General features: G+C 34.5%; 22 protein-coding genes. 5 read left to right on the forward strand and 17 right to left on the reverse strand.

Annotated features, from left to right (window positions below; genetic code table 11):
- The first annotated feature begins 183 nt into the window (after positions 1-183).
- Positions 184-1,320 (forward strand): VWA domain-containing protein, encoded by a 1,137-nt coding sequence (locus tag KFZ70_RS02835; protein ID WP_139698624.1) that lies wholly within the window; start codon positions 184-186, stop codon positions 1,318-1,320.
- Positions 1,321-1,359: 39 nt separating this feature from the next.
- Here KFZ70_RS02835 and KFZ70_RS02840 read toward each other — a convergent pair whose 3' ends face one another.
- A complete protein-coding gene (locus KFZ70_RS02840; protein WP_407515905.1) occupies positions 1,360-2,373 on the reverse strand; it encodes a type IX secretion system membrane protein PorP/SprF in 1,014 nt (337 codons plus the stop codon).
- Between the two features lie 130 nt (positions 2,374-2,503).
- Between KFZ70_RS02840 and KFZ70_RS02845 the strand changes: the two genes are divergently transcribed.
- From KFZ70_RS02845 to KFZ70_RS02860, 4 genes are all read left to right on the forward strand, one after another.
- Positions 2,504-3,406 carry a NifU family protein gene (locus KFZ70_RS02845; protein WP_139698626.1) on the forward strand — a complete coding sequence of 301 codons (903 nt, stop codon included), beginning with the start codon at positions 2,504-2,506 and terminating at the stop codon, positions 3,404-3,406.
- 90 nt (positions 3,407-3,496) lie between these two features.
- Positions 3,497-5,605: a thioredoxin domain-containing protein gene (locus KFZ70_RS02850; protein WP_139698627.1), complete on the forward strand. Its 2,109-nt coding sequence runs from the start codon at positions 3,497-3,499 to the stop codon at positions 5,603-5,605.
- A complete protein-coding gene (locus KFZ70_RS02855; RefSeq protein WP_139698628.1) occupies positions 5,602-5,955 on the forward strand; it encodes a DUF1304 domain-containing protein in 354 nt (117 codons plus the stop codon). The genes KFZ70_RS02850 and KFZ70_RS02855 overlap by 4 nt, the downstream gene beginning before the upstream one ends.
- Before the next feature lie 87 nt (positions 5,956-6,042).
- Positions 6,043-6,858 carry a mechanosensitive ion channel family protein gene (locus tag KFZ70_RS02860; protein WP_139698629.1) on the forward strand — a complete coding sequence of 272 codons (816 nt, stop codon included), beginning with the start codon at positions 6,043-6,045 and terminating at the stop codon, positions 6,856-6,858.
- On the opposite strand, the gene tsaB is transcribed toward KFZ70_RS02860, so the two are convergent.
- From tsaB to KFZ70_RS02940, 16 genes are all read right to left on the reverse strand, one after another.
- A complete protein-coding gene (gene tsaB / locus KFZ70_RS02865) occupies positions 6,855-7,535 on the reverse strand; it encodes a tRNA (adenosine(37)-N6)-threonylcarbamoyltransferase complex dimerization subunit type 1 TsaB (protein WP_233244100.1) in 681 nt (226 codons plus the stop codon). The genes KFZ70_RS02860 and tsaB overlap by 4 nt on opposite strands.
- Position 7,536: 1 nt before the next feature.
- A complete protein-coding gene (locus tag KFZ70_RS02870; RefSeq protein ID WP_158293232.1) occupies positions 7,537-8,877 on the reverse strand; it encodes a TolC family protein in 1,341 nt (446 codons plus the stop codon).
- Positions 8,855-9,979 carry an efflux RND transporter periplasmic adaptor subunit gene (locus KFZ70_RS02875; protein WP_139698631.1) on the reverse strand — a complete coding sequence of 375 codons (1,125 nt, stop codon included), beginning with the start codon at positions 9,977-9,979 and terminating at the stop codon, positions 8,855-8,857. Before KFZ70_RS02875 ends, KFZ70_RS02870 begins: the two co-directional genes overlap by 23 nt.
- Positions 9,980-9,991: 12 nt before the next feature.
- On the reverse strand, positions 9,992-11,236 hold the full coding sequence (locus KFZ70_RS02880) for an ABC transporter permease (protein WP_139698632.1): 1,245 nt from the start codon (positions 11,234-11,236) through the stop codon (positions 9,992-9,994).
- A 2-nt stretch (positions 11,237-11,238) separates the two neighbouring features.
- Entirely contained in the window at positions 11,239-12,468 is a 1,230-nt protein-coding gene (locus tag KFZ70_RS02885) for an ABC transporter permease (protein ID WP_139698633.1), read from the reverse strand.
- Positions 12,461-13,162, reverse strand: a complete 702-nt coding sequence (locus tag KFZ70_RS02890; protein ID WP_139698634.1) for an ABC transporter ATP-binding protein — start codon at positions 13,160-13,162, stop codon at positions 12,461-12,463. The genes KFZ70_RS02885 and KFZ70_RS02890 overlap by 8 nt, the downstream gene beginning before the upstream one ends.
- A gap of 73 nt (positions 13,163-13,235) precedes the next feature.
- On the reverse strand, positions 13,236-13,451 hold the full coding sequence (locus KFZ70_RS02895; protein WP_139698635.1) for a hypothetical protein: 216 nt from the start codon (positions 13,449-13,451) through the stop codon (positions 13,236-13,238).
- 2 nt (positions 13,452-13,453) lie between these two features.
- Entirely contained in the window at positions 13,454-13,990 is a 537-nt protein-coding gene (locus tag KFZ70_RS02900) for a DUF420 domain-containing protein (RefSeq protein WP_139698636.1), read from the reverse strand.
- Positions 13,983-14,726, reverse strand: coding sequence for an SCO family protein (locus KFZ70_RS02905; RefSeq protein WP_139698637.1), 744 nt, complete (start codon positions 14,724-14,726; stop codon positions 13,983-13,985). Before KFZ70_RS02905 ends, KFZ70_RS02900 begins: the two co-directional genes overlap by 8 nt.
- A 4-nt stretch (positions 14,727-14,730) precedes the next feature.
- Entirely contained in the window at positions 14,731-15,450 is a 720-nt protein-coding gene (locus KFZ70_RS02910; protein ID WP_139698638.1) for a hypothetical protein, read from the reverse strand.
- Between the two features lie 93 nt (positions 15,451-15,543).
- The gene (locus KFZ70_RS02915; protein ID WP_139698639.1) at positions 15,544-15,924 is read right to left on the reverse strand and encodes a cytochrome C oxidase subunit IV family protein; all 381 of its coding nucleotides are present in this window, start codon (positions 15,922-15,924) and stop codon (positions 15,544-15,546) included.
- Positions 15,925-15,942: 18 nt separating this feature from the next.
- The gene (locus KFZ70_RS02920; protein WP_139698640.1) at positions 15,943-16,926 is read right to left on the reverse strand and encodes a cytochrome c oxidase subunit 3; all 984 of its coding nucleotides are present in this window, start codon (positions 16,924-16,926) and stop codon (positions 15,943-15,945) included.
- 149 nt (positions 16,927-17,075) lie between these two features.
- On the reverse strand, positions 17,076-17,657 hold the full coding sequence (locus KFZ70_RS02925; protein WP_139698641.1) for a cytochrome c oxidase subunit 3: 582 nt from the start codon (positions 17,655-17,657) through the stop codon (positions 17,076-17,078).
- Positions 17,658-17,660: 3 nt separating this feature from the next.
- Positions 17,661-18,488 carry a heme o synthase gene (gene cyoE / locus KFZ70_RS02930; RefSeq protein ID WP_233244102.1) on the reverse strand — a complete coding sequence of 276 codons (828 nt, stop codon included), beginning with the start codon at positions 18,486-18,488 and terminating at the stop codon, positions 17,661-17,663.
- 198 nt (positions 18,489-18,686) lie between these two features.
- Positions 18,687-19,703, reverse strand: coding sequence for a hypothetical protein (locus tag KFZ70_RS02935; protein WP_139698643.1), 1,017 nt, complete (start codon positions 19,701-19,703; stop codon positions 18,687-18,689).
- A complete protein-coding gene (locus tag KFZ70_RS02940; RefSeq protein ID WP_139698644.1) occupies positions 19,661-20,965 on the reverse strand; it encodes a S8 family serine peptidase in 1,305 nt (434 codons plus the stop codon). Before KFZ70_RS02940 ends, KFZ70_RS02935 begins: the two co-directional genes overlap by 43 nt.
- Positions 20,966-21,017 lie beyond the last annotated feature (52 nt).

Below are 21,017 nucleotides of genomic sequence, written 5' to 3' on the forward strand. Positions count from 1 at the left end.
GCACTTTCATTGGTTTATTAAAATACTTAAAAGTGAAATACTACTGTTTTTACTCTAAAAATATAGCGGTTAATCATTCTTAGATAAGCTTCACGCATTGATAAGCATAATATACGCATTCCTACTTTTAAAAAAATATTGTTCGTGGTAGCTTTAAACTATTAATCAAAAAACCTAAACCTTATGAAAACGTATTCTGTATTCTTATTATTTTGCTTTGGGCTTTATGCTCCGCACATGCAAGCCAAATCAAAGGCTTCTTTTACGATTCAAAACACTGAGCCTAATGAAACTCATTTTATTAAGGTAGCTCTTCTTTTGGATACAAGCAATAGCATGGATGGATTAATTAATCAGGCCAAATCACAACTATGGGATATTGTCAACACGCTTTCATATGCTAAATGCGGCACTACAAAACCAAATTTACAAATCGCTTTATATGAATACGGCAATGATAATTTGAGTTCAAAAGAAGGCTATATTAAACAGGTGCTTCCTTTTGGTAATGATTTAGATGATATATCTGAAGCGCTTTTTTCACTTACCACAAATGGAGGTGAAGAATACTGCGGACAAGTGATTCAAACCTCCATAAAACAACTGGATTGGGGCAAAAACCCAGACGATTTAAAACTTATTTTTATTGCAGGCAATGAGCCTTTCAACCAAGGTAAAATCAGCTATAAAAATGTTGCTTTGCAAGCAAAAGAAAAACACATTACTATTAACACCATATTTTGCGGTAATTATAACCAAGGAATCTCATCACTTTGGAAAGACGGTGCCGATTTAACTCATGGTAATTACGCCGCCATAAACTCTAACAAAGCCACAGTATACATTACTTCTCCTTATGATGATGCTATTTTAATTTTAAACAAAAAACTCAACCAAACCTATGTGAGCTACGGAACAAAAGGTCGTTATAAAAAAAGTATGCAGGAAGCACAAGACCGAAATGCGAATAAATATAGTAAAACCAATGCCGTAAAACGTGCCATAAGTAAAAGTTCTCATTTGTATAAAAATGAATCGTGGGATTTAGTAGACGCTGAAGCCTTAGACGAAGTGGTTATTGAATCTATTTCTGATGATGCCTTACCTGATGAACTAAAAGGAAAATCAAAAGCAGACATTAAATCTTATATTGATGCAAAACGACAAGAACGCGAATCTATTCAACAAGAAATTCAAAAACTAAATAAAAAGCGAAACGATTACGTTTTAAAGCAACAAAAAGAAACCAACAACGGTCTTGAACATGTTATGATTCAAGCGATAAAAAATCAAGCTAAAAAAAAGAATTATATCTGGTAGTAAAAAAAGAGGTTCTCATTATGAAACCTCTTTACTTATTTAATTTACAGCAGGACAATTACAGTCATAAGGTTCTCGTCTGCAACTAAAATTATAACCTAATGACAGCTGATGAAAGCCCCCGTTTGTAAACACCACAGCATTGGATTGATAGGTGTAATTATAAGCAAACATAAAATTCTTGTAATTGACCCCTAAAAGTGGTGTAAACTGATTTAGTTTCTGACTGTTTATGGCTCCAGAATCTGATAAATACTGAGCCCCGTCTAAACTTTGTCTATAAGATAAACCACCCCAAATACTTCCAAAATCTGTTGCTTTATAAACCTTAGCATTTACATCAATGGTAGACTCTTTTGTACCACTCTTATATTGAAACATCAAAGATGGCTCAAAACTCCATGTACTTTCTAATCTGCTAAAAACATAGCCAGCAGACAATAAATAACGTGTTAGATTGCTTGTAATTTCAAGATCATTATTAACTCCAGAATTTTTCAATAAATTCTTTATGGTACCATGAGCATAAAAATCTAAATAGTGATATGAAAAACCAAAATCCTCCATATTAAAATTCGTTCTACTTTGAACACCGCCCCCAATACTAGGATCTCCAACTGGAGCATCATTCAAAAAATCAGTTTCATCTAATTGGTATTGAATAAATCCAGCACTTAACCCGAAAGACAGCATATTCAAATCCACTTCACTCCTTGAAAACATTAAATGATGTGCATATGTGGCATAGGCACCCTTTTGGGAATGATAACCATTTTTATCGGCATATACAATGCCACCAATTGCAGAAGGACTATCCCCTATTCTACCATTAGCACTCAGGGTTAAAAGTTTAGGGGCATCCTCTTGACCGAACCATTGTTGCCTGGCTGTTAATCTTATTTTTGAACAATTAGCAGCCCCTGCCATTGAAGGATGTATTAAATAGTAATTATCGGTAAGATAGTCTGTATAAATAGGTAAACCTTCCTGAGCAGTCACCTTTAGACATGATAACGTCAAAACAGCAACACAAATAATGTATTTTATTTTCATAAACTTTCTTATCACGTAGATTGGGCCATTAAAAAACGCCAGTAGAAGCATTTTATTTCACAAAACTACAATACTCAAATATATGGATACTAATGTTTTCTTTTAGTATTTTTGTAAAAAATTAGCTAAAATGAAAAATTTTAAGGTTTCTGTGCGAGAAACAACAAATAACGCCATTATAAAATTTGAGTTAAACGAGTTTATTACAAAGCATCAAAGTTTTGAATTTAATAATATTGATGAAGCGAAATCATCTCCTTTAGCCCAGCAACTATTTTATCTGCCATTTGTAAAAAAAGTATATATTTCTGGAAATTTTATTGCTGTAGAACGCTATAATATTGTAGAATGGAATGATGTAAAGGATGAAGTAGCAGAGCAAATTGAAGCCTATCTCAATGATGGAGGCGTTATTATTGAAGATACTGCCGCACCAAAAAAATTACCTGTTACGGTTTATGCGGAAAGTACACCTAACCCATCTGTAATGAAGTTTGTTGCCAACAAAAAGCTGGTTACCGCTTTATTTGAATTTACCTCTATTGATGATGCCAAACTATCACCATTAGCAACAGAGTTGTTTCATTTTCCGTTTGTAAAACGTGTATTTTTTGATGAAAACTATGTTTCTATCACAAAATATGATATTACCAAATGGGAAGACATAACCATTCAGCTTCGTGAATTCATAAAGCATTATGTTGAAAATGGAAAAGAAATTGTTTCTGCTGGAGCTGCCGAAGCCATGCAAAAGTCAACCGAGCAATTAGATTCTCAATTTGAACATTTAGATGATGTTTCAAAGCAAATTGTAAATATCCTTGAAGAATATGTAAAACCTGCAGTTGCAAGTGATGGCGGAAACATTCAGTTCATAGCCTATGATGAAAACACAAAAAACGTTAGTGTGATGCTTCAAGGGGCTTGTAGTGGTTGTCCGTCATCCACTTTCACCCTAAAAAGCGGCATTGAAAATATGCTAAAAGAAATGCTTCCTGGAAAAGTTGAAATGGTTGAAGCGATAAACGGTTAATCAAAATATTTTTTAGTTTCATAAAACACAAAACAAGCGTTCAAAATATGAGCGCTTTTTTTATACCTAAATTATGCTAACTTTGGTTCTATGAGAAACATTATAATACTTAGCGTTGCTATTTTTGTTTTTGCCTGTAAAGGAGAAAATCAACAAGAGAAGGAGCATCAATATACTAACAAACTTATTCATGAGACCAGCCCTTACCTACTTCAACACGCCCACAATCCAGTAGATTGGCACGCCTGGAATGATAAAACTCTAAAAAAAGCAAAACAAGAGGATAAATTAATGGTTATTAGCGTAGGGTATTCTGCTTGTCATTGGTGTCATGTTATGGAGCATGAAAGTTTTGAAGACAGTTTGGTAGCTCAAGTGATGAATGAACATTTTGTCAATATAAAAGTTGATAGAGAAGAACGGCCTGATGTGGACCAAACCTATATGAATGCCCTCTACCTTTTAAACAACGGCAATGGTGGCTGGCCGCTTAACATTGTAGCTTTGCCCGATGGCAGACCTATATGGGGAAGCACCTACTTACCTAAAGAACAGTGGATGAGTGCCCTTAAACAATTATCTAACCTATACAAAGAAAACCCTGACAAACTTTTGGAGCAAGCCAATAACATTCAAAAAGGGGTTGAATCCTTTGATATGATTGCCTTAAACACAGAAGCTCCTGTTTTTGAGATTACAGATATTGAAAATGCCGTAAAAAAATGGTCTACAAGGTTTGACAACCAATTTGGAGGACTACGAAGCACCCAAAAGTTTATGATGCCAAATAACTACCATTTTTTACTTAGGTATGCCCATCAAAACAAGGACGATGATTTATTAGAGTTTATAAATCTAACATTAACCAAAATGGCCTACGGTGGTATTTTTGATCAAGTGGGAGGCGGGTTTTCTAGGTATTCTGTAGACGAGAAATGGCATGTGCCTCATTTTGAAAAGATGCTATATGACAACGCTCAACTCGTTAGCCTTTATGTTGATGCTTATCTGCTTACAAAAAACAATCTGTACCAACAAACTGTGCAAGAAACTCTTGCGTTTGTTAAAAGTGAACTCACCACCCAAGAAGGTGCTTTTCTAGCTTCTTTAGATGCCGACAGCATGAATGAAACAGGAGAATTGGAGGAAGGTGCCTACTATATTTGGACCAAAGAAGAGCTTCAAACATTAATAACCCAGGACTTTGATCTTTTTTCAGATTACTACAACATCAACAACTTTGGTTTTTGGGAAAAAGGGCATTATGTATTAATCAGAAAAGCGCATGATGAAGATTTAGCAAATAAGTATCATATCACTCAAAAAGAACTCCACGAGACCGTTAAAAACTGGAAACTTATACTAAAAGATGCTAGAAGTAAACGAGAAAAACCAAGATTAGATGATAAAATACTAACCTCTTGGAATGGTTTAATGCTAAAGGGTTACGTGGATGCTTATCGTGTTTTTAATAATACAGAATATATAGAAACCGCCCTAAAGAATGCTCATTTTATCAAGCAGAAATTAATACGTGAAGATGGAGGCCTTAATCACACCTATAAGGAAGGCACTAGCAAAATAAATGGTTATTTAGAAGATTATGCTACTGTTATTGATGCGTTTATAAGTTTATATGAAGTAACCATTGACGAAAATTGGCTCAATACAGCAAACCTATTAATGCAATATACGTTCAATCATTTTTATGATGATGCCCGCAAGATGTTTTATTTCACTTCAAACGAAGATAACGCATTGATTTCAAGAAATATTGAATACAGAGATAATGTGATTCCTGCTAGCAATTCTATCATGGCTAAAAACCTATTTAAATTATCACACTATTTTGATAATACCGACTATACTAAAACCGCTGAAACCATGCTGAACAATGTAAAACCAGAAATGCAGGAATATCCGTCAGCGTATTCTAATTGGTATGACCTAATGCTTACATATGCTAAACCTTTCTATGAAGTAGCCATTGTAGGGAATGATGCTCTAAATAAAATAAACAAACTCAACAAAACGTACATTCCTAATAAATTGATTGCTGGAAGTACTCAAGAAAACTCTATGCCACTTTTAGAAAATCGGTACAATCCAGAGAAAACCTTAATATATGTGTGCGTTAATAAAGCGTGTAAGCTTCCTGTTTCTGAAGTTGATGACGCTATAAAACTTATAAAGCAATGAATGTATCTACCGTCCTAATAATCATTATAGTAGCATTAGAACACATCTATTTTCTAATTCTGGAAATGTTTCTCTGGACAACCCCCAAAGGCATAACAACTTTTAAATTAAAATCGAAATCCTTCGCTGAAGACACCAAAGTGTTGGCTGCAAATCAAGGTTTATACAACGGCTTTCTGGCCTTTGGTCTTTTGTTTTCTATAATAAAAGACAACATGAATTTTGCTTTATTTTTTCTTTGTTGTGTTACTATTGCAGGTGTTTATGGCGCTTTTTCTACAAAACAACTAAAACTGTTTTATGTGCAGTCTGTTCCAGCAATTCTAGGTATTCTCTCTTTTCTTCTATGATACATTTAAACATTTCTTTACCTTTATAATTCCTACAACTAATAAAATAGAATTAATTTTACATTTTATAACACAAACTAAAAATTTATGGATTTAGAAAGTATCGACGCAGAAAAATGGATTGATTTAGCCGCAGACTACGGACTTAAACTTATTGGAGCTATTGCCATTTGGATTATTGGATCTTGGGTAATAAAAAAACTCCTAGGAGGCACAAAGCAAGTTATGTCAAAAGGAAATTATGATGAAAGCCTTCAAAAGTTTTTATTAAACCTTGCAGGATGGGCGCTTAAAATTGTTTTAATTATTGTTGCTTTAGGCACCTTAGGGGTTGAAACCACGTCATTCGCAGCCATTATTGCTGCAGCTGGTTTAGCCGTTGGCTTAGCTTTGCAAGGGTCACTATCAAATTTTGCAGGAGGTGTTTTAATTATGATTTTTAAACCCTTTAAAATAGGTGATTTAATTGAAGCACAAGGCGAAATTGGTGTAGTAAAAGAAATAGAAATTTTTACGACTAAACTTACAGGATTGTCAAATAAAGAAATCATCATTCCAAACGGTTCTTTATCGAACGGAAATATTGTAAATTATTCAGCCGAAGGAACCCGACGTGTAGACCTCACTTTTGGCGTGAGTTATGATTCTGACATCAAACAAACAAAAGAAGTCATTATGAACGTACTTACTTCGCACCCAAATATTTTAAAAGAGCCTGCTCCTTCTGTAAATGTTTCTGAATTAGCGGATAGCTCGGTAAACTTTGCTGTAAGACCTTGGAGTACTTCAGATGACTATTGGAAAGTATACTTTGAGGTTACCGAACAAGTAAAAGAAGCACTTGACAAAGCTGGTATTGAAATTCCATATCCTCATCAAGTAGAAATACACAAACAAGCTTAATGTTTAGGTTTGGCTTTTATAGCCACAAAATCTTTTAAATAATAAGGTTCAAAATAGGCGACATCTTCGGTGTCGCTTTTTTTATACCTCTTAAATGACAAAGCACTCATGTCTTTTGATGATGGCAGCTTGTCTTCTATAAAAATAGCATTAGGATGCTTTATAATCTCTACCGTTTTAGCAACACCATTTCCAACAAAAAACACCTTACCTTGTAATAAATACTTTTCAAATGAACGGTCTTCTAAAATTTGAGCCTCTGTTTTCCTAATTTCATTAAACTTATAATCATAAATAGCTGAGTAAACCTCCATACGACGTGCATCTAACATGGACACAATAACACCCTGATTGGCTTCAACCTGATGCGCTAAGGCTTCAAGTGTAGGCACTGAAATCAATGGTTTATTTATGGCATAACACAAGCCTTTAGCGGCAGACACGCCTATGCGCAAACCTGTGTAAGACCCTGGTCCTTTGCTTACCGCAATAGCATCTAGCATATTCATTGTAATCTGTGCTTCTGCCAAAACGGCTTCAATATAAACATGCAAACGCTCTGCATGTGAATAGCCTTTATCATTATCTTCCTTTAAGGCTATAGTTACGCCATCTTTGGCAACAGATACAGAACAATTTGTAGTTGCTGTTTCAATATTAAGTATATAAGTGCTCACTTTAATTTGTTATAGGTTTTCCCATGTAAAAGTCTAAAACTTTTGTCTTAAATACAAAATCATACTTAGCATTTATTAATGACGACTGTGCATTGATTAATTTTATTCGGGCTTGCTCTAAATCAAAAGAGGTAATAATCCCCACATCAAATCTGTTTTTTGAGTTTTCAAAAGCCAACTTCTGAGCCTCTAAAGATTTCTGTGCTGCAACAAAAGCCTTGAATGCCGCTTGCGCATCGGTAAAAGCACGTTGTATATTGGATTCTAAATCTAACTTAACCTGTTCTAAGTTAAGTAAGCTATTTTCCTGCTGAATTTTAGCCTTTGCCACCGAGGTTTTATTTTGAAGTCTAGAAAAAATGGGAATATTTAAATTGACTCTAAACCCATGTGATTTCTGGTTATCTAACTGATCCCAAAAATTAGGCTCATCATCTCTAAGGTTTGAATAAAAAGCACTAGACCCAAAGGAGTACCCCCCTGATAAGGTTGGATAAAATGCACTCTTCTGTATTTTTGTTCCAAGCTCTGCATTTTCTATCTTTTTTTCGGCTACTTTAACTTCATTTCTATTTGCAAAAGCATAATTTAAAACGGGTTGTATATCATTATACAAAATAGCTGATGACGGTGCATCTACCTCAATAATTTCAACTTCAAAACCATTATAGGGCACTTGTAATAGCTGTGATAGTGTGAGTAACGCTAAGTTGTAATTGTTTTCAGCTAGCGTTACTTGTTGAGCATCTGCACTTAGTGTTGCTTCTGTATCAAAAATATTTGCTCGAGGTTGCACGCCTGCTTCAACTAAATCTTTCACCTGTTTTAACAGTGTATTACTATATTCATACTGTGCCTTAGCCGTTTCTAAGCGTTCTTTATTAAAAAGCACATTTAAATAAGCATTAACCACATTTAATGATATATCATCTCGAATTCTATCCAATTCCAGTTGATTGGTTTCAAAATTTAACTTAGACTGTTTGTATAAGTTAGTTAATCTAAAACCATTAAAAATGGTTTGGTTTAATCCCACTCCAAAATTTGTACTGTTAGAGGTTCTATCAACAAACTGTCCTTCAAACACTTCTTGGTTACCAAATGTTAAGCTATGTCCTGCACTAGCGTTTACGGATGGTAAAAACTGACCTTTTGCAGCTATAACGTCTTGTTCATTACTTAGTAGCGTGTTTTTGCCCTGTTTTACAGAAATATTATTTTCAATAGCATGATTAACACAGGCTTGCAAGGACCACGACTTTTGCTGCGCAAAGGCACATGTTCCAAAAACCAATGCTAATCCAAAAACACAATATGCTTTATTCATCTTTATCTTTATCATCTTCATTATCTTTTGATGCTTTGTTCCATACCTTTATTTTATCCCCTTCCTTAACGCCTTCTACAATTTCAACATTAATACCATCAGACAGCCCAAGTTCAACATCTTTCTTTTCAAACTTGCCTGTTTCATTTTGAACTTCAACAAATGGTTTTTCCGTTATTCTGTTATACTGTAACAAGGCCTCCCTAATAGCCAAAACATCTTCTTTACCTTCAATATCAATCTCAGCATTGGCACTGTACCCTGCTCTAATATTTGTTACTGTATCAATTTTAACATCGGCCTTTATAGTAAATTGAACGGCGCCATTTTCTTCAACTCCTTTGGGTGCTACAAAGGTTAAGTTAGCTGGAAACTCTTTGTCTTGAATAGCTCCTAACACCACCTTTATTTCTTTCCCTTCTTCTAGTTTACCCACTTCGGCCTCATCTACTTTTCCTTCAAAAATCATCTTGCTCATATCTGCAATAGTGGCAATGGTTGTTCCTGCATTAAAATTATTACTTTGAATCACCTGATCGCCTTCACGAACTGGAATTTCAAGTATGGTACCGGGTATTTGAGCAATAATATTGGTATTGGCAGAACTGCCTCCAGAAATAGACCCTAACTTAATGATTTGATAATCGTTTTGAGCTTGTACTAAAGATTCTTTTGCCTGAAAATAGGACAGCTCGCTATTTTCAAAATCTTGTTTTGAAATGACCCCTTTATCATACAAAGCTTTGTTTCTTAAGTATAACGTATTTGCATTTTCAAAGGATAATTTAGCCGTTGCTATTCTACTCTTAGCACTTACTAGGTTTTGTTCATTTGGTACGACTCTAATGGTAGCAATAAGATCGCCTTTCTTCACATGATCACCTTCTTCTACTAAAATTTTATCAACAATACCTGAAATTTGAGGTTTTAGCTCAACCTCTTCCTCCGGATTGAGTTTTCCAGTTGCCACAGCTTTCGTATTGATGGATGTAATAAAAGGCTCTTCAACCTTAAAATCGACAATAGCTTTTGAATTGGCATCTTTAAAATATTTCAAAACGAAGGCTAACAAAATAACCACTACGAGTACTAAAATAATTTTTACTGTTTTATTCATTTTTTTGATTGTTTATTCTTCTCTTAATGCTTCTATGGGTTTTACACTGGTGGCTTTAAAAGCCGGAATTAGTCCTATTAATGTCCCTAAAATAACGAGTATAACCAGCGCAATAAACACCACGGCAATAGATACAGAGGCATTTACTATAGCCGCTTCATCCCCTTGTCCGAAAAAGTGATCTAACAAAATTAAAATCCATCCTCCTGTTATGATTCCAAATATTCCAGCAATCAGGGTAATAAATACCGCTTCTACTACAATTTGTCTTTTTATTTCAAACGGCGTAGCCCCTAATGCCCGCCTTACTCCAATTTCTTTGGTACGTTCTTTTACCGTTATAAGCAAAATATTACCAATAGCAAAAACCCCTGCGATTAAAGTAGCAATACCTACAAACCAAGTTAAAAACTGCATTCCGGTAAGAAACCCAGTCATTTTTTTAAACTCTTTACCTAAATTAAAACTACCAAAGGCTCTTTTGTCTTCTGGGTGAATATCATTTAAGTTTTTCAATAATAACTTAGCATCATCCTCAATTTGCTTAATACTATAATCTGGTTTTCCTGTTATCATCATCCAACCAATACGATCTCCTCGGTTAAATATTTGCTGAAATGTAGTAAAAGGTATATGCACATCGGTTGAGGGCCCCATATTTACATTGCCACGTTCAAAAACGCCAACCACTTTAAAATTGATACCATTCACTTCAATATAGGCCCCGATAGCATCTTCATCTTTTTTGAACAACTGCTCATAAGCCCCATCAGAAATCACGGCTATTTTCTTTCTATCATCAATATCATTTTGATTGATAAAGCGACCATGCGTTAATTTTTTCTTTTGTAGTTGATCTAGTAACGGATAATCACCCGCCACCTGAAAGCTTCCAGTTAAAAAATCTTTGGTTATTGTAACGCTTTGTTGACTCCGTGGCAATACAAACTCAATACCCTCAACATTCTCCTCAATTTTTTTAGCATCAGTAAGGGTTAACCTTACCCGTCTGTTTTCCTGAAACCCTTTAAATGGTTTCCCTGTTCTTTGCCCCCAAACAAATACACTATTTGTGGCAAAATCTCCAAAAAGTCTGTTGAATGAATTTTCTAATCCTCTTGCTGATCCCAATAATCCAATAAGCAACAAAATACCCCACCAAACCCCAACCATAGTTAAGATAGACCTAAGCTTGTTTTTGCTCAAGCTATCTAAAACTTCTTGCCAAGTATCTCTGTCAAATAAAAATCTAAACATAGTTAATCATTCCTTAAGGCTACTATAGGTTTTATTTTTGATGCTTTTTTTGCGGGTAAATAGCCTGCTATAGCTCCTGCTATCACTAATGTAATGGTTGCTCCAATAACCAAACTATTACTTACTCCTGGATCTTTTATAAAATAGACTTCAAGGCTTGGCCCTACCAGTTCTAAAACACCAACACCTGCCAAAAGCCCTATATAACCTGCAACGGCCGTGATGATAATAGACTCAATTAAAATAATAGAAACAATAGAACGAGGCGATGCCCCTAAGGCCTTCCTAATACCAATTTCTTTGGTGCGCTCTTTCACAATAAAAATCATGATATTACTAATCCCCACAATACCAGCTATTAAGGTTCCAAAACCAATCACTAGAATAATTACCGTTAAGCTAAAGGTCATTATATCTGCTTGTTTTGTTCCTTGAGCCATGTTAAACAAACGAATAGCTCTTTGGTCATTACGGGCTACCTCAAATTTTTCTTTAAGACTTCTTTTAATAGAATTCCCAAAGGCCAATGCCTGATCTGAATTCATCTCAGGATTATAGGTTAAATGCATTAAATCAACAAAATCATTATTGCCATATATAAATTGCGTGGTACTTATAGGCATATAAATAACTTTTTCTTCATTATCGCCTTCATCATCGGTAAAAACACCGACCACTTTATAAGGAATACCTCCTAGATTTATATACTTACCAATTGGGTTTACTTTATAAAAGAGTTCGTTCTCAACCACCTGACCAATGACAACAACCTTAGCCCGATTTTCAATATCATGTTGATTAATATAACGGCCATCTTTAACCACATTATTCTCAATGAACATATACTCTGGATAAACACCTCTTACCTCATACGTATTTTTCTCTCCTTGGAAAGAGGCATTTAAATTTTTATTTACTTTAGATGTAAAAAACTGCACCTTATCTCCAAACTTATCTAGAATAAAATCACGGTCTTCATTTTTAAACTGAATGCGTTTACCAACCTGATTCCCTTTATGGGCAATAGAAGTTCTACCTGGAAAAATAATAATGGAGTTATTAGCATCTGTACCAAAAGCCTCTTTAAAGGTGTTTTTTAAACCATTGGCTATACCAAACAAAATAGCAAAAAGTAGAATAGCAAAAGTTACTGTAAAACCAGACAATAAACTTCGCGTTCTGTTTTTATTTATACTCTGAAATATTTCCCGCCAAAGGTCTAAATCAAACATATTGTTCTGCTCTCACTTGGTTTACCTTGGTATCTTCCATAATAACACCGTCTCTCAATCGAACAATACGTTTACACATATTAGCTATATCTTCTTCATGAGTTACCATCAAAATGGTTTTGCCTTCATCGTTAAGTTTCTGAATAAAAGCCATAATATCATGCGAGGTCTTAGTATCTAGAGCTCCTGTTGGCTCATCGGCGAGCAACAATTTCGGATTTGCAGCTAATGCTCTTGCAATAGCTACACGCTGTTTTTGACCACCAGAAAGTTCTTTAGGCAAATGCTTTGCCCAATTTGCCAAACCCACTTTATCTAAATGAAACATGGCTTTCTCTTGCCGTTCTTTACGCTTCATCCCCTGATAATACAGAGGTAAGGCCACATTTTCAAGGGCTGTTTTGTAATTAATCAGATTAAAGGATTGGAAAATAAAACCTAGAAATTTGTTTCTGTATACGGCCGCCTTTTTTTCGGTTAAATTCTTTATAGGTAACCCATCAAGAATATATTCTCCTGAGTCTGCTTCGTCTAAAATTCCAATAATATTTAACAAGGTTGATTTCCCCGAGCCCGATGACCCCATAATAGCAACCATTTCGCCTTCTTCAACGTTGAGATCAATTCCTTTTAAAACATGTAAACTAGAGTCTCCTATAGGATAGGATTTGTGAAGTTGTTGAATTTTTAACATCCTGATGATTAGCTTTGTAAATTAGACTCCTATTACAAAGAAATGTTACAAATTCCGACCAAAAAATTATTTATTATTTTTTTAACGTCTTGTACTTCCAATAAATAAAATACCCAAGACCTCCAATAAGCAAATAAGGGATAGCCATTAAATACACTATACCATCGTTAATCCCTTCGGCTGCAGACTGCCCTTGTTCACTTTCTAAAACAGCCCTACACATAGCACATTGGGCATAGCTAACTACTTGAGTCATTACAAAAAGGCCAAAAAGTACTTTTCGTTTCATAGCTATTGTAAATAATAAGGTGAAATCATAATATAAACCACAACGCCAGTTACAGCTACATAAAACCACAAGGGGAATGTGATTTTAGCAATTTTTTTATGTTTTTCAATATGGTTTGTAATGCCTCTTACATAAGTTATAAGCACAAATGGTATCACAGCAACAGACATCACAATATGGGTCAATAAAATAAAATAATAGAAATACTTAACCACCCCTTCACCTCCAAACTTTGTAGAATCACTAGTCATGTGATAGGCCACATACATCACTAAAAACAATACAGATAGTACAATAGCAAACTTCATGAGCCTTTCATGAAGTTTTACTTTTTTATTCCTTATAGCCATAAATGCCAATGCCAAAATCAAAGCTGTAAGCGCATTGATAGAAGCATAAATAGGAGGCAAAAACACAGGTAACTTATAATCAATTTTTACCCCAAATAATCCCGCAACCGCTAAAGGAATGACAACAGATAACGCAATAATTAGCTTGTTATATTTTGTATCTTCAGATGTTTTTGTTGGGTTATTCATTGAGTAGTTTTTTAATATCTTCTTTTAATGCACTAATTTCTTCTTCTACCCCATCATCATCTACTTTTTCTTCCTCTGAAACAATGCCTCGGTAGTAAATAATAGGATTTCCGTAAGCATCTTTTCTTGAGCGAATAAATCCATTCTTATCAATGAGCGCAAAATTTCCTGAATGTTCAAAACCTCCTGGTGCCTCCGATTCTTCAGCCGAATATAAATTAAACCCTTCATTTGACAGTTTATAAATGGCTTCTTTTTCGCCTGTCATTAGATGCCAATTGGGGTTAGTCATACCATATTCATCAGCATAGGCTTTTAAAACTTCTGGGGTATCATAATCTGGGTTTATGGTAAAGGAAGCCACACCAAAGTCTTCAAAATCTTTGAATACATTTTGAATTTGAACCAGATTTTTACTCATGCGAGGACAAATAGTTGGACAAGTTGTAAAAAAGAATTCAACAAGATATACCTTGCCTTCATAATGTTTATTGGTAACGGTTTGCCCTAACTGATTAGTAAATGAAAAATCTGGTACTTTTTTAGCATTTCCGTTGATCTCAATATAAGCAAGATCAGACGATTCTGATTTGTTTTGATTAGCAAAATCGCTCCTACTTTCGTTCCTTATGATATCTTCGTTTGAAATTCTATCAACAATTCTTGGAATAAAAATGATTCCAAACACCAAAAGAACAAAGGCTATACCTATATATGAATAGTTTGTTTTTTTCATCGCTTTAATTTTCTTCGTCTCCTATTAAATCATCGGCCCGTCTAATATCCGAATTAAATTCACCCTTTCTTTTCTGCCTATATTCGGTAAATAAAATACGTAAATCATCACTCATTTTATTTTTTATATCAGCTACTTCAATGCTATTATAACTATATAAACTATAAATGGTATTGTTTTTTTCAATTTCTCTATCTGTTCTATCATCAAGTCGGCCACGTTGATTTAGATCTTTATCTATAATAAAAACAGAAGGCGTGTACAACTCTTCAGAAAGTTCCTGATCACTTTTTAAACTAAAATACAACCTTTGTATGTTTGATGGTTCACCAAACACAAAATGCCAAAATTTCAAGTCTTCGTAGGCACTTATTTCGTTTCGAAGTTTTTCAACATCTTTCTCTGTACCAAATGGCATTACAATAACAATTTGAAATTTTTTGAACCCTTTAAACTTGTCATACACCAATTCCTTTATATTTAAGGCTGCTGTAGTATTTTGATTTGGATGACCCCCTAAAAACCCTAGTACGGTAATATGATTTGAAAGCTCAATTGTTTCTTCTGCATCCGATTGAAACATTTGCAAATCGGATACTGATGTATTAACAATCTCTAGTGGTGTATAGTTGTGGGTAGCAGGATACAAAAACAATAAAAAAGTAACAGGAAGAAAGAATAAAATCCCTAAAACCACATATCTACTTATTTTTTTATAATTCATTTTAAATATTTTTGCCCAAACTAGCGCCCACAAAATTAAAAAAAGGCGGTTTAAAAACCGCCTCTATATACTTATTTAACTTATAATGCTTTGTTAAAAATCACGCTTAATATATCCGTTATCATAAACTCTGAATACGTAACCACCTTCTTGTAACAAAATAAAAATCAAATAGATGATTAGGAAGATGGCTGTCCATACTACCGCACGTCTTAATCCTTTAGTTTCATCACGCATATGCATGAAATCCCAAGTAATATAATACGCTTTTACAATGGTTAAAATGATAAATATCCAGTTTAAAAGTTTCATTCCTAAAACCTGGGCCATTGACCATTCAGGTTTCACAATACCTAAAGCAACTTCAACTGTTGTTACGATAGATAATAATATTAAAACACCCCAAATCTTTTGAGTATTAGATTTAAATTTAATTAAACCTCTTAATATTGCTAAATTGTGTTCGTGTGCCATGTCTCTCTAAAAAATAAATTAAACAAGGTAGAAGAATGTAAATACAAATACCCAAACTAAATCTACAAAGTGCCAATATAATCCAACCTTTTCAACCATTTCGTAGTTCTTACGTCTTTCATATGTACCAAGAACAACGTTAAAGAATATAATAATATTAATTACTACACCAGAAAATACGTGGAAACCATGAAAACCAGTAATAAAGAAAAAGAAATCTGCAAACAATGGTGACCCATACTCATTCACCCTTAAATTAGCACCTTCTACAACAATTTTTCCGTTTTCCTTTAACTGTTTTAATGATTCAGATCTAGATAACACTGTTTTTTCGCCTTCTTCGTTTATAAGTTGTGTTCTTACCAGCACATTATCATGTGCTTCTAAACCTGCAATAACTTCTTCAACCGTATAGCTTGGCAAAGAACCTTCAGAAACAAACCATAGACCGCTTTTGCGCTCATGCTGCGTTCTCTCGGCATGTGCATCAACAGCCACAAAATCTCTAAGAGCTACACGATGTCCTTCAGTATCTACAAACTGTAAAATATTACCACCTTTTGTTTGCACCGCACCATAATCTCCTTTAATAAAGGTATTCCATTCCCAAGCCTGTGATCCAACGAAAATTAAACCTCCAATGATGGTTAAGAACATATAAAGGGTCACCTTCGATTTGTTTAAATGATGTCCTGCATCTACCGCCAATACCATAGTTACAGAAGACATAATAAGTACAAAGGTCATGAAAGCCACATAGTACATCGGTGCATCAACACCATGTAAAAACGGAAAGTGTGTAAACACCTCATCGGCTATTGGCCATGCATCGATAAATTTGAATCTTGAAAATCCGTAGGCTGCTAAAAACCCTGAAAATGTTAATGCATCAGAAACGATGAAAAACCACATCATCATTTTACCATAACTTGCTTTTAGAGGTTCATTCCCTCCACCCCAAGTTTTACCTTCTGCTGCAGCATTTACAACTGTAGTGCTCATATGTAATGGTTGTTTTTTAAAAGTTGCACAAAAATAATCATTTTATTTATCTGACGAAATATACGCTTGTAAATTTTAAACAATGATAAATATCAGTTTCACTGAATGTTACCTAATTATTTTTACTTTTTTTATTTCTGAAAATAAAACTATCGCACAAAATATAAGAAAAGAAACAGGTATACCCATAGAATATCAATGAAATGCCAAAAGGTTGCCGCTAAATCTACACCAAGCATATTTGATGCTGAATACTTCTGTTTAAAATGATTATAAATTACAACAACCAAACAAACCATACCTGCAATGACATGGAGAATATGAGCCATAGCAATTAAATAAATGTATGACATAGTCACATTACTTGTTGGCCCCGTAAAATTATAACCTAAATCTATTATTTGTTGGAAACCCGAAAACTGATTAACAATAAAGCCTAATCCTAGCACAAATGTAACCACTAACCAAAGTGATGTTGCCTTATGGTTATTAGTTTTAAGTGCTCTTTTTGCCAAAACGAAGGTGATACTACTCAAAACGATTAAAATAGTACTGATAAGAAAAGCTTGTGGCAGCTCAAAATCTTTTAACCAATCTGGTCTTGAACTACTTACCACAAAAGCACTGGTCCAACCAGCAAAAGACATGACTAGAGAGATGATACCAAACCACAGCATCATTTTTTTTGCTCTGCTATTTTTTTCTTCTTGCGTACCTTGAGTTAAGTCCATAATTTATCGAATAAATTTATCTAAAACGTATACTATTTGTAATAATGAGATATAAGACACACTAACAATCATGAGCTGTCTTGCTGCCTTTACTGTCATTAATTTAAACAACCTTACCGCGTAATATAGCATCCATACCCCTAAGCCAAACACTATAACAGCCGCTGCTATTGATAATTGCAACTTACCTGTAAATCCAAATACAGGAATAATAGACACCAACATTGTCCAAATGGTGTACATAATGGTTTGTACAGCCGTTCCCCTATCTTGTTTACCTGTTGGAAGCATAAAAAACCCTGCTTTTTTATAATCGTCATAAAGAAACCAACCTATAGCCCAAAAATGAGGAAACTGCCAAAAGAACTGTAGAGCAAATAAGGTTCCAGGTTCAATACCAAAATCGTTTGTAGCGGCTACCCAACCTAACATAAATGGAATAGCTCCAGGAATAGCTCCAACAAAAACGGCTAGTGGTGTTTTTGTTTTTAGTGGTGTGTAAACACAGGTATATAAAAAGATAGAAATAGCACCAAACATAGCTGTTTGCTTGTTGATGCTATACAATACCATAATGCCTAATAACGTAAAAATACTAGCAATGACAAACGCTGTGTTTACCGACATTCTTCCTGAAGGAATGGGTCTATTTTGCGTTCTACTCATAAGCGCATCTAAATCCTTTTCAATAATTTGATTGAAGGCATTTGACGCTCCTACCATAAAATAACCTCCAAATGCTAATAAAATCAACGTTTGAAAGTCAACGGTATCCACTCCCAAAAGGTAACCCGCTAGAGAAGAAAAAACAACACTTAAAGACAAGCGCATTTTAGAAATCTCTTTAAAATCTGAAATTACGGAAGGAGTTGCTGCTGAAGATTTTGACTTACCCAATGCTCTTTTTTGTTTTGCGAGTGCAAAGATACTGGATTAAAGTATTTTGACAATGGTTTTAATCATAAAAGGAGCTACCCAAATCAATAAATTAACTTAGGAAGCTCCTTTTAAATAAAGCACGTCATTTAACTATTCTATGGCAAAGCCTTTGTTTACTGTTTTTCCTTTGCTATTTGTCATGTTAATAAAGTAAATACTTTTTGGCCAACTTGCGGTATTTATTTTTAGAACTTTATCTTTCTTTTTGCTGCCCTTATATTTTATAATCCCATATAAATCAGCTATAATAATATCATATTCATCTTTTAATGTGTTAGACAATCCTCTTTGAAAATCACTAGACTGTATGTCCTTAGAATCATCACTCTCAAAAATCTCAACATTTAGTTCATTACTTGAAGTGTTGTTATAAACACTGTAATAATATCCCCCACCTCCTAGGTCAAGGAACCATTCATAATATTTCCAAGGGCCCCAACCACATTCATTTTTAAACCTAACTTCTATATCTATAGCACAATAATTCGATGAATCTATTTGAAGCACTATAGTTTGTCCAGATTTAGTTACTAAATGGTAATCGTAATTATAAGAGGTTGCTTTTCTAAATTGAAAATTAGAATCATTTATATATGGCCAGACTTGTTGTGCCTCATCTTCAAAATTCAAATAAATATTCTGCCCTGTAACATAACTACCTCCATATTGAGGTTCCCCACTCACTAAAACTGCTTTTGGGGTTCCTACCCAAACATCTTTTTGTACCGTAACAGCAGAAGTAGTAGCTCTTACATAACCCCAGCCACTAACCGACGAATTTATTGCACATACAGTTATACTAGTGTTATTGGATGAGATTGTAGTTAAATTACTTGATGTTTCCCAAGTTACTAATTCCGTGTTGTTTAACAATGTAAATGTTTCATTAGCTGAATTACAGATTGAAGATATGCCCAAAATCTCGGGTTGCGGAAGAGCGGCTTGAACTGCTGCAAAAGCATTAACTCTACCATTACCGAAATTATTGTCAAAACCATTTACTCCCATATCTGTAGCAGTATTTTCCAAAATATCCCTAACTTCTTGTTGGGTAAGTCCTGGGTTTATAGATAGAATAGGGCAGCAACACCAGAAACTACTGGACATGCAGCTGAAGTACCACCAAAACTTGGCTCATAATTTCCAGCTACCCTTCCTGTAGCACCCATTCTATCAGTAGTCCTAACATTTCCTAAATAATTAGTTTCACCTGAAGGTGCTACCAAATCGATTTCAGGACCTCTTGCACTGTAATTGAACAAGTTGCCACGATTATCTATTGCTCCAACAGAAATCACATTGGCATTTGAAGCTGGATATTCAACGCAACCTCCCCCGTTCCCAGCAGCAAAGACCACTACGCAGCCAGCTCCATTTCTTCCATTGGTGACCGCATTTTGTATGGCATTTTCAATATTAATGTCTGTAAACCCACAGGGTGCATTTGAATAACCCCAAGAATTACTTAATACATCCGCTCCATTGTCAATAGCCCATTGAATTCCATCAGCTATATCCCCACTGGTTGTACCATTGGCGAAAATATTTACTGACAAAAAATTTACATTAGGGGCAACACCTCTCAACCCTAAGTCATCATCTGATGCTCCAACAACTCCTGCACAATTCATACCGTGCGTGGCATTATTCTCTATAGGCACACCAGTGCCATTGGTAGCTGGTGTAAAACCATCAATAAGGCGATTCCCAAAATCCTCATGGTTTTCCATACCTTGATCTAAAATTGCAACGGTTACATTATCTCCCAAATTAACATTCCAGGCTTCTAGTGCGTTGCAATCAATATCATTGACTCCTGGCACTCCATTAATTATCTGACCAGTATTATGCATTTGAAATTGCAAAGGAAACAGTGGGTCTTCTTGATATATTTGTATTGGTATATAAAAATCTGGAACCGAGAACTCGGCTATTCCAGATTCAAAGATTTTATTTGCAATTTCTAAAGATTTTAAAATGTCCCTTATCTTAATTCGAAGAACATCATACTTTTCTTCAATTTTTATAATTTCGTTATTGACAAAAAGTTCTAAAACATGTTCTTTATTTAATCCTGGCTTCAGTTTGACACGAACAATTTTTGTTGGAAACATCTCAAACTCATCATCTCCATCAAGCAAAACAGCAGGTATGATTTGATTTAGGTTTTGTCTTTTAAATTCCTTTGTAGAAAATTTGTCCTTTTTCTTTAAAAAAAGGTTAAAGCCCTTGGCTGAAAATGTTTTAATCTCTTCAAAACCCTCACTAATAACTTTATTCGGATTTTCGAAGGATATAAAAGATTTATTTGATTTATGGATTTTAATTTTTTTGTTCCCATTATAGTAAAAGTCTTGTGCGTTAATCAAAAGACAAGAAAAACACAAGATTAAAGTATACAGTTTTTTTTATTATTTAAAA

Source organism: Allotamlana fucoidanivorans (genome assembly GCF_045788535.1).
GTDB classification, from domain to species: Bacteria; Bacteroidota; Bacteroidia; order Flavobacteriales; family Flavobacteriaceae; genus Allotamlana; species Allotamlana fucoidanivorans.

Excerpts from the sequence above, each read along its gene's own strand:
- KFZ70_RS02910 (WP_139698638.1), bottom strand. The coding sequence starts at position 15,450 with ATGAATTATAAAAAAATAAGTAGATATGTGGTTTTAGGGATTTTATTC.
- KFZ70_RS02845 (WP_139698626.1), top strand. The coding sequence starts at position 2,504 with ATGAAAAATTTTAAGGTTTCTGTGCGAGAAACAACAAATAACGCCATT.
- cyoE (WP_233244102.1), bottom strand. The coding sequence starts at position 18,488 with ATGCGCTTGTCTTTAAGTGTTGTTTTTTCTTCTCTAGCGGGTTACCTT.
- KFZ70_RS02905 (WP_139698637.1), bottom strand. The coding sequence starts at position 14,726 with ATGAAAAAAACAAACTATTCATATATAGGTATAGCCTTTGTTCTTTTG.
- KFZ70_RS02890 (WP_139698634.1), bottom strand. The coding sequence starts at position 13,162 with ATGTTAAAAATTCAACAACTTCACAAATCCTATCCTATAGGAGACTCT.
- KFZ70_RS02900 (WP_139698636.1), bottom strand. The coding sequence starts at position 13,990 with ATGAATAACCCAACAAAAACATCTGAAGATACAAAATATAACAAGCTA.
- KFZ70_RS02850 (WP_139698627.1), top strand. The coding sequence starts at position 3,497 with ATGAGAAACATTATAATACTTAGCGTTGCTATTTTTGTTTTTGCCTGT.
- KFZ70_RS02925 (WP_139698641.1), bottom strand. The coding sequence starts at position 17,657 with ATGGACTTAACTCAAGGTACGCAAGAAGAAAAAAATAGCAGAGCAAAA.
- KFZ70_RS02895 (WP_139698635.1), bottom strand. The coding sequence starts at position 13,451 with ATGAAACGAAAAGTACTTTTTGGCCTTTTTGTAATGACTCAAGTAGTT.
- KFZ70_RS02870 (WP_158293232.1), bottom strand. The coding sequence starts at position 8,877 with ATGATAAAGATAAAGATGAATAAAGCATATTGTGTTTTTGGATTAGCA.
- KFZ70_RS02840 (WP_407515905.1), bottom strand. The coding sequence starts at position 2,373 with ATGAAAATAAAATACATTATTTGTGTTGCTGTTTTGACGTTATCATGT.
- KFZ70_RS02920 (WP_139698640.1), bottom strand. The coding sequence starts at position 16,926 with ATGAGCACTACAGTTGTAAATGCTGCAGCAGAAGGTAAAACTTGGGGT.
- KFZ70_RS02880 (WP_139698632.1), bottom strand. The coding sequence starts at position 11,236 with ATGTTTAGATTTTTATTTGACAGAGATACTTGGCAAGAAGTTTTAGAT.
- KFZ70_RS02855 (WP_139698628.1), top strand. The coding sequence starts at position 5,602 with ATGAATGTATCTACCGTCCTAATAATCATTATAGTAGCATTAGAACAC.
- KFZ70_RS02860 (WP_139698629.1), top strand. The coding sequence starts at position 6,043 with ATGGATTTAGAAAGTATCGACGCAGAAAAATGGATTGATTTAGCCGCA.
- KFZ70_RS02875 (WP_139698631.1), bottom strand. The coding sequence starts at position 9,979 with ATGAATAAAACAGTAAAAATTATTTTAGTACTCGTAGTGGTTATTTTG.
- KFZ70_RS02915 (WP_139698639.1), bottom strand. The coding sequence starts at position 15,924 with ATGGCACACGAACACAATTTAGCAATATTAAGAGGTTTAATTAAATTT.
- KFZ70_RS02935 (WP_139698643.1), bottom strand. The coding sequence starts at position 19,703 with ATGTCCAGTAGTTTCTGGTGTTGCTGCCCTATTCTATCTATAAACCCA.
- KFZ70_RS02885 (WP_139698633.1), bottom strand. The coding sequence starts at position 12,468 with ATGTTTGATTTAGACCTTTGGCGGGAAATATTTCAGAGTATAAATAAA.
- KFZ70_RS02835 (WP_139698624.1), top strand. The coding sequence starts at position 184 with ATGAAAACGTATTCTGTATTCTTATTATTTTGCTTTGGGCTTTATGCT.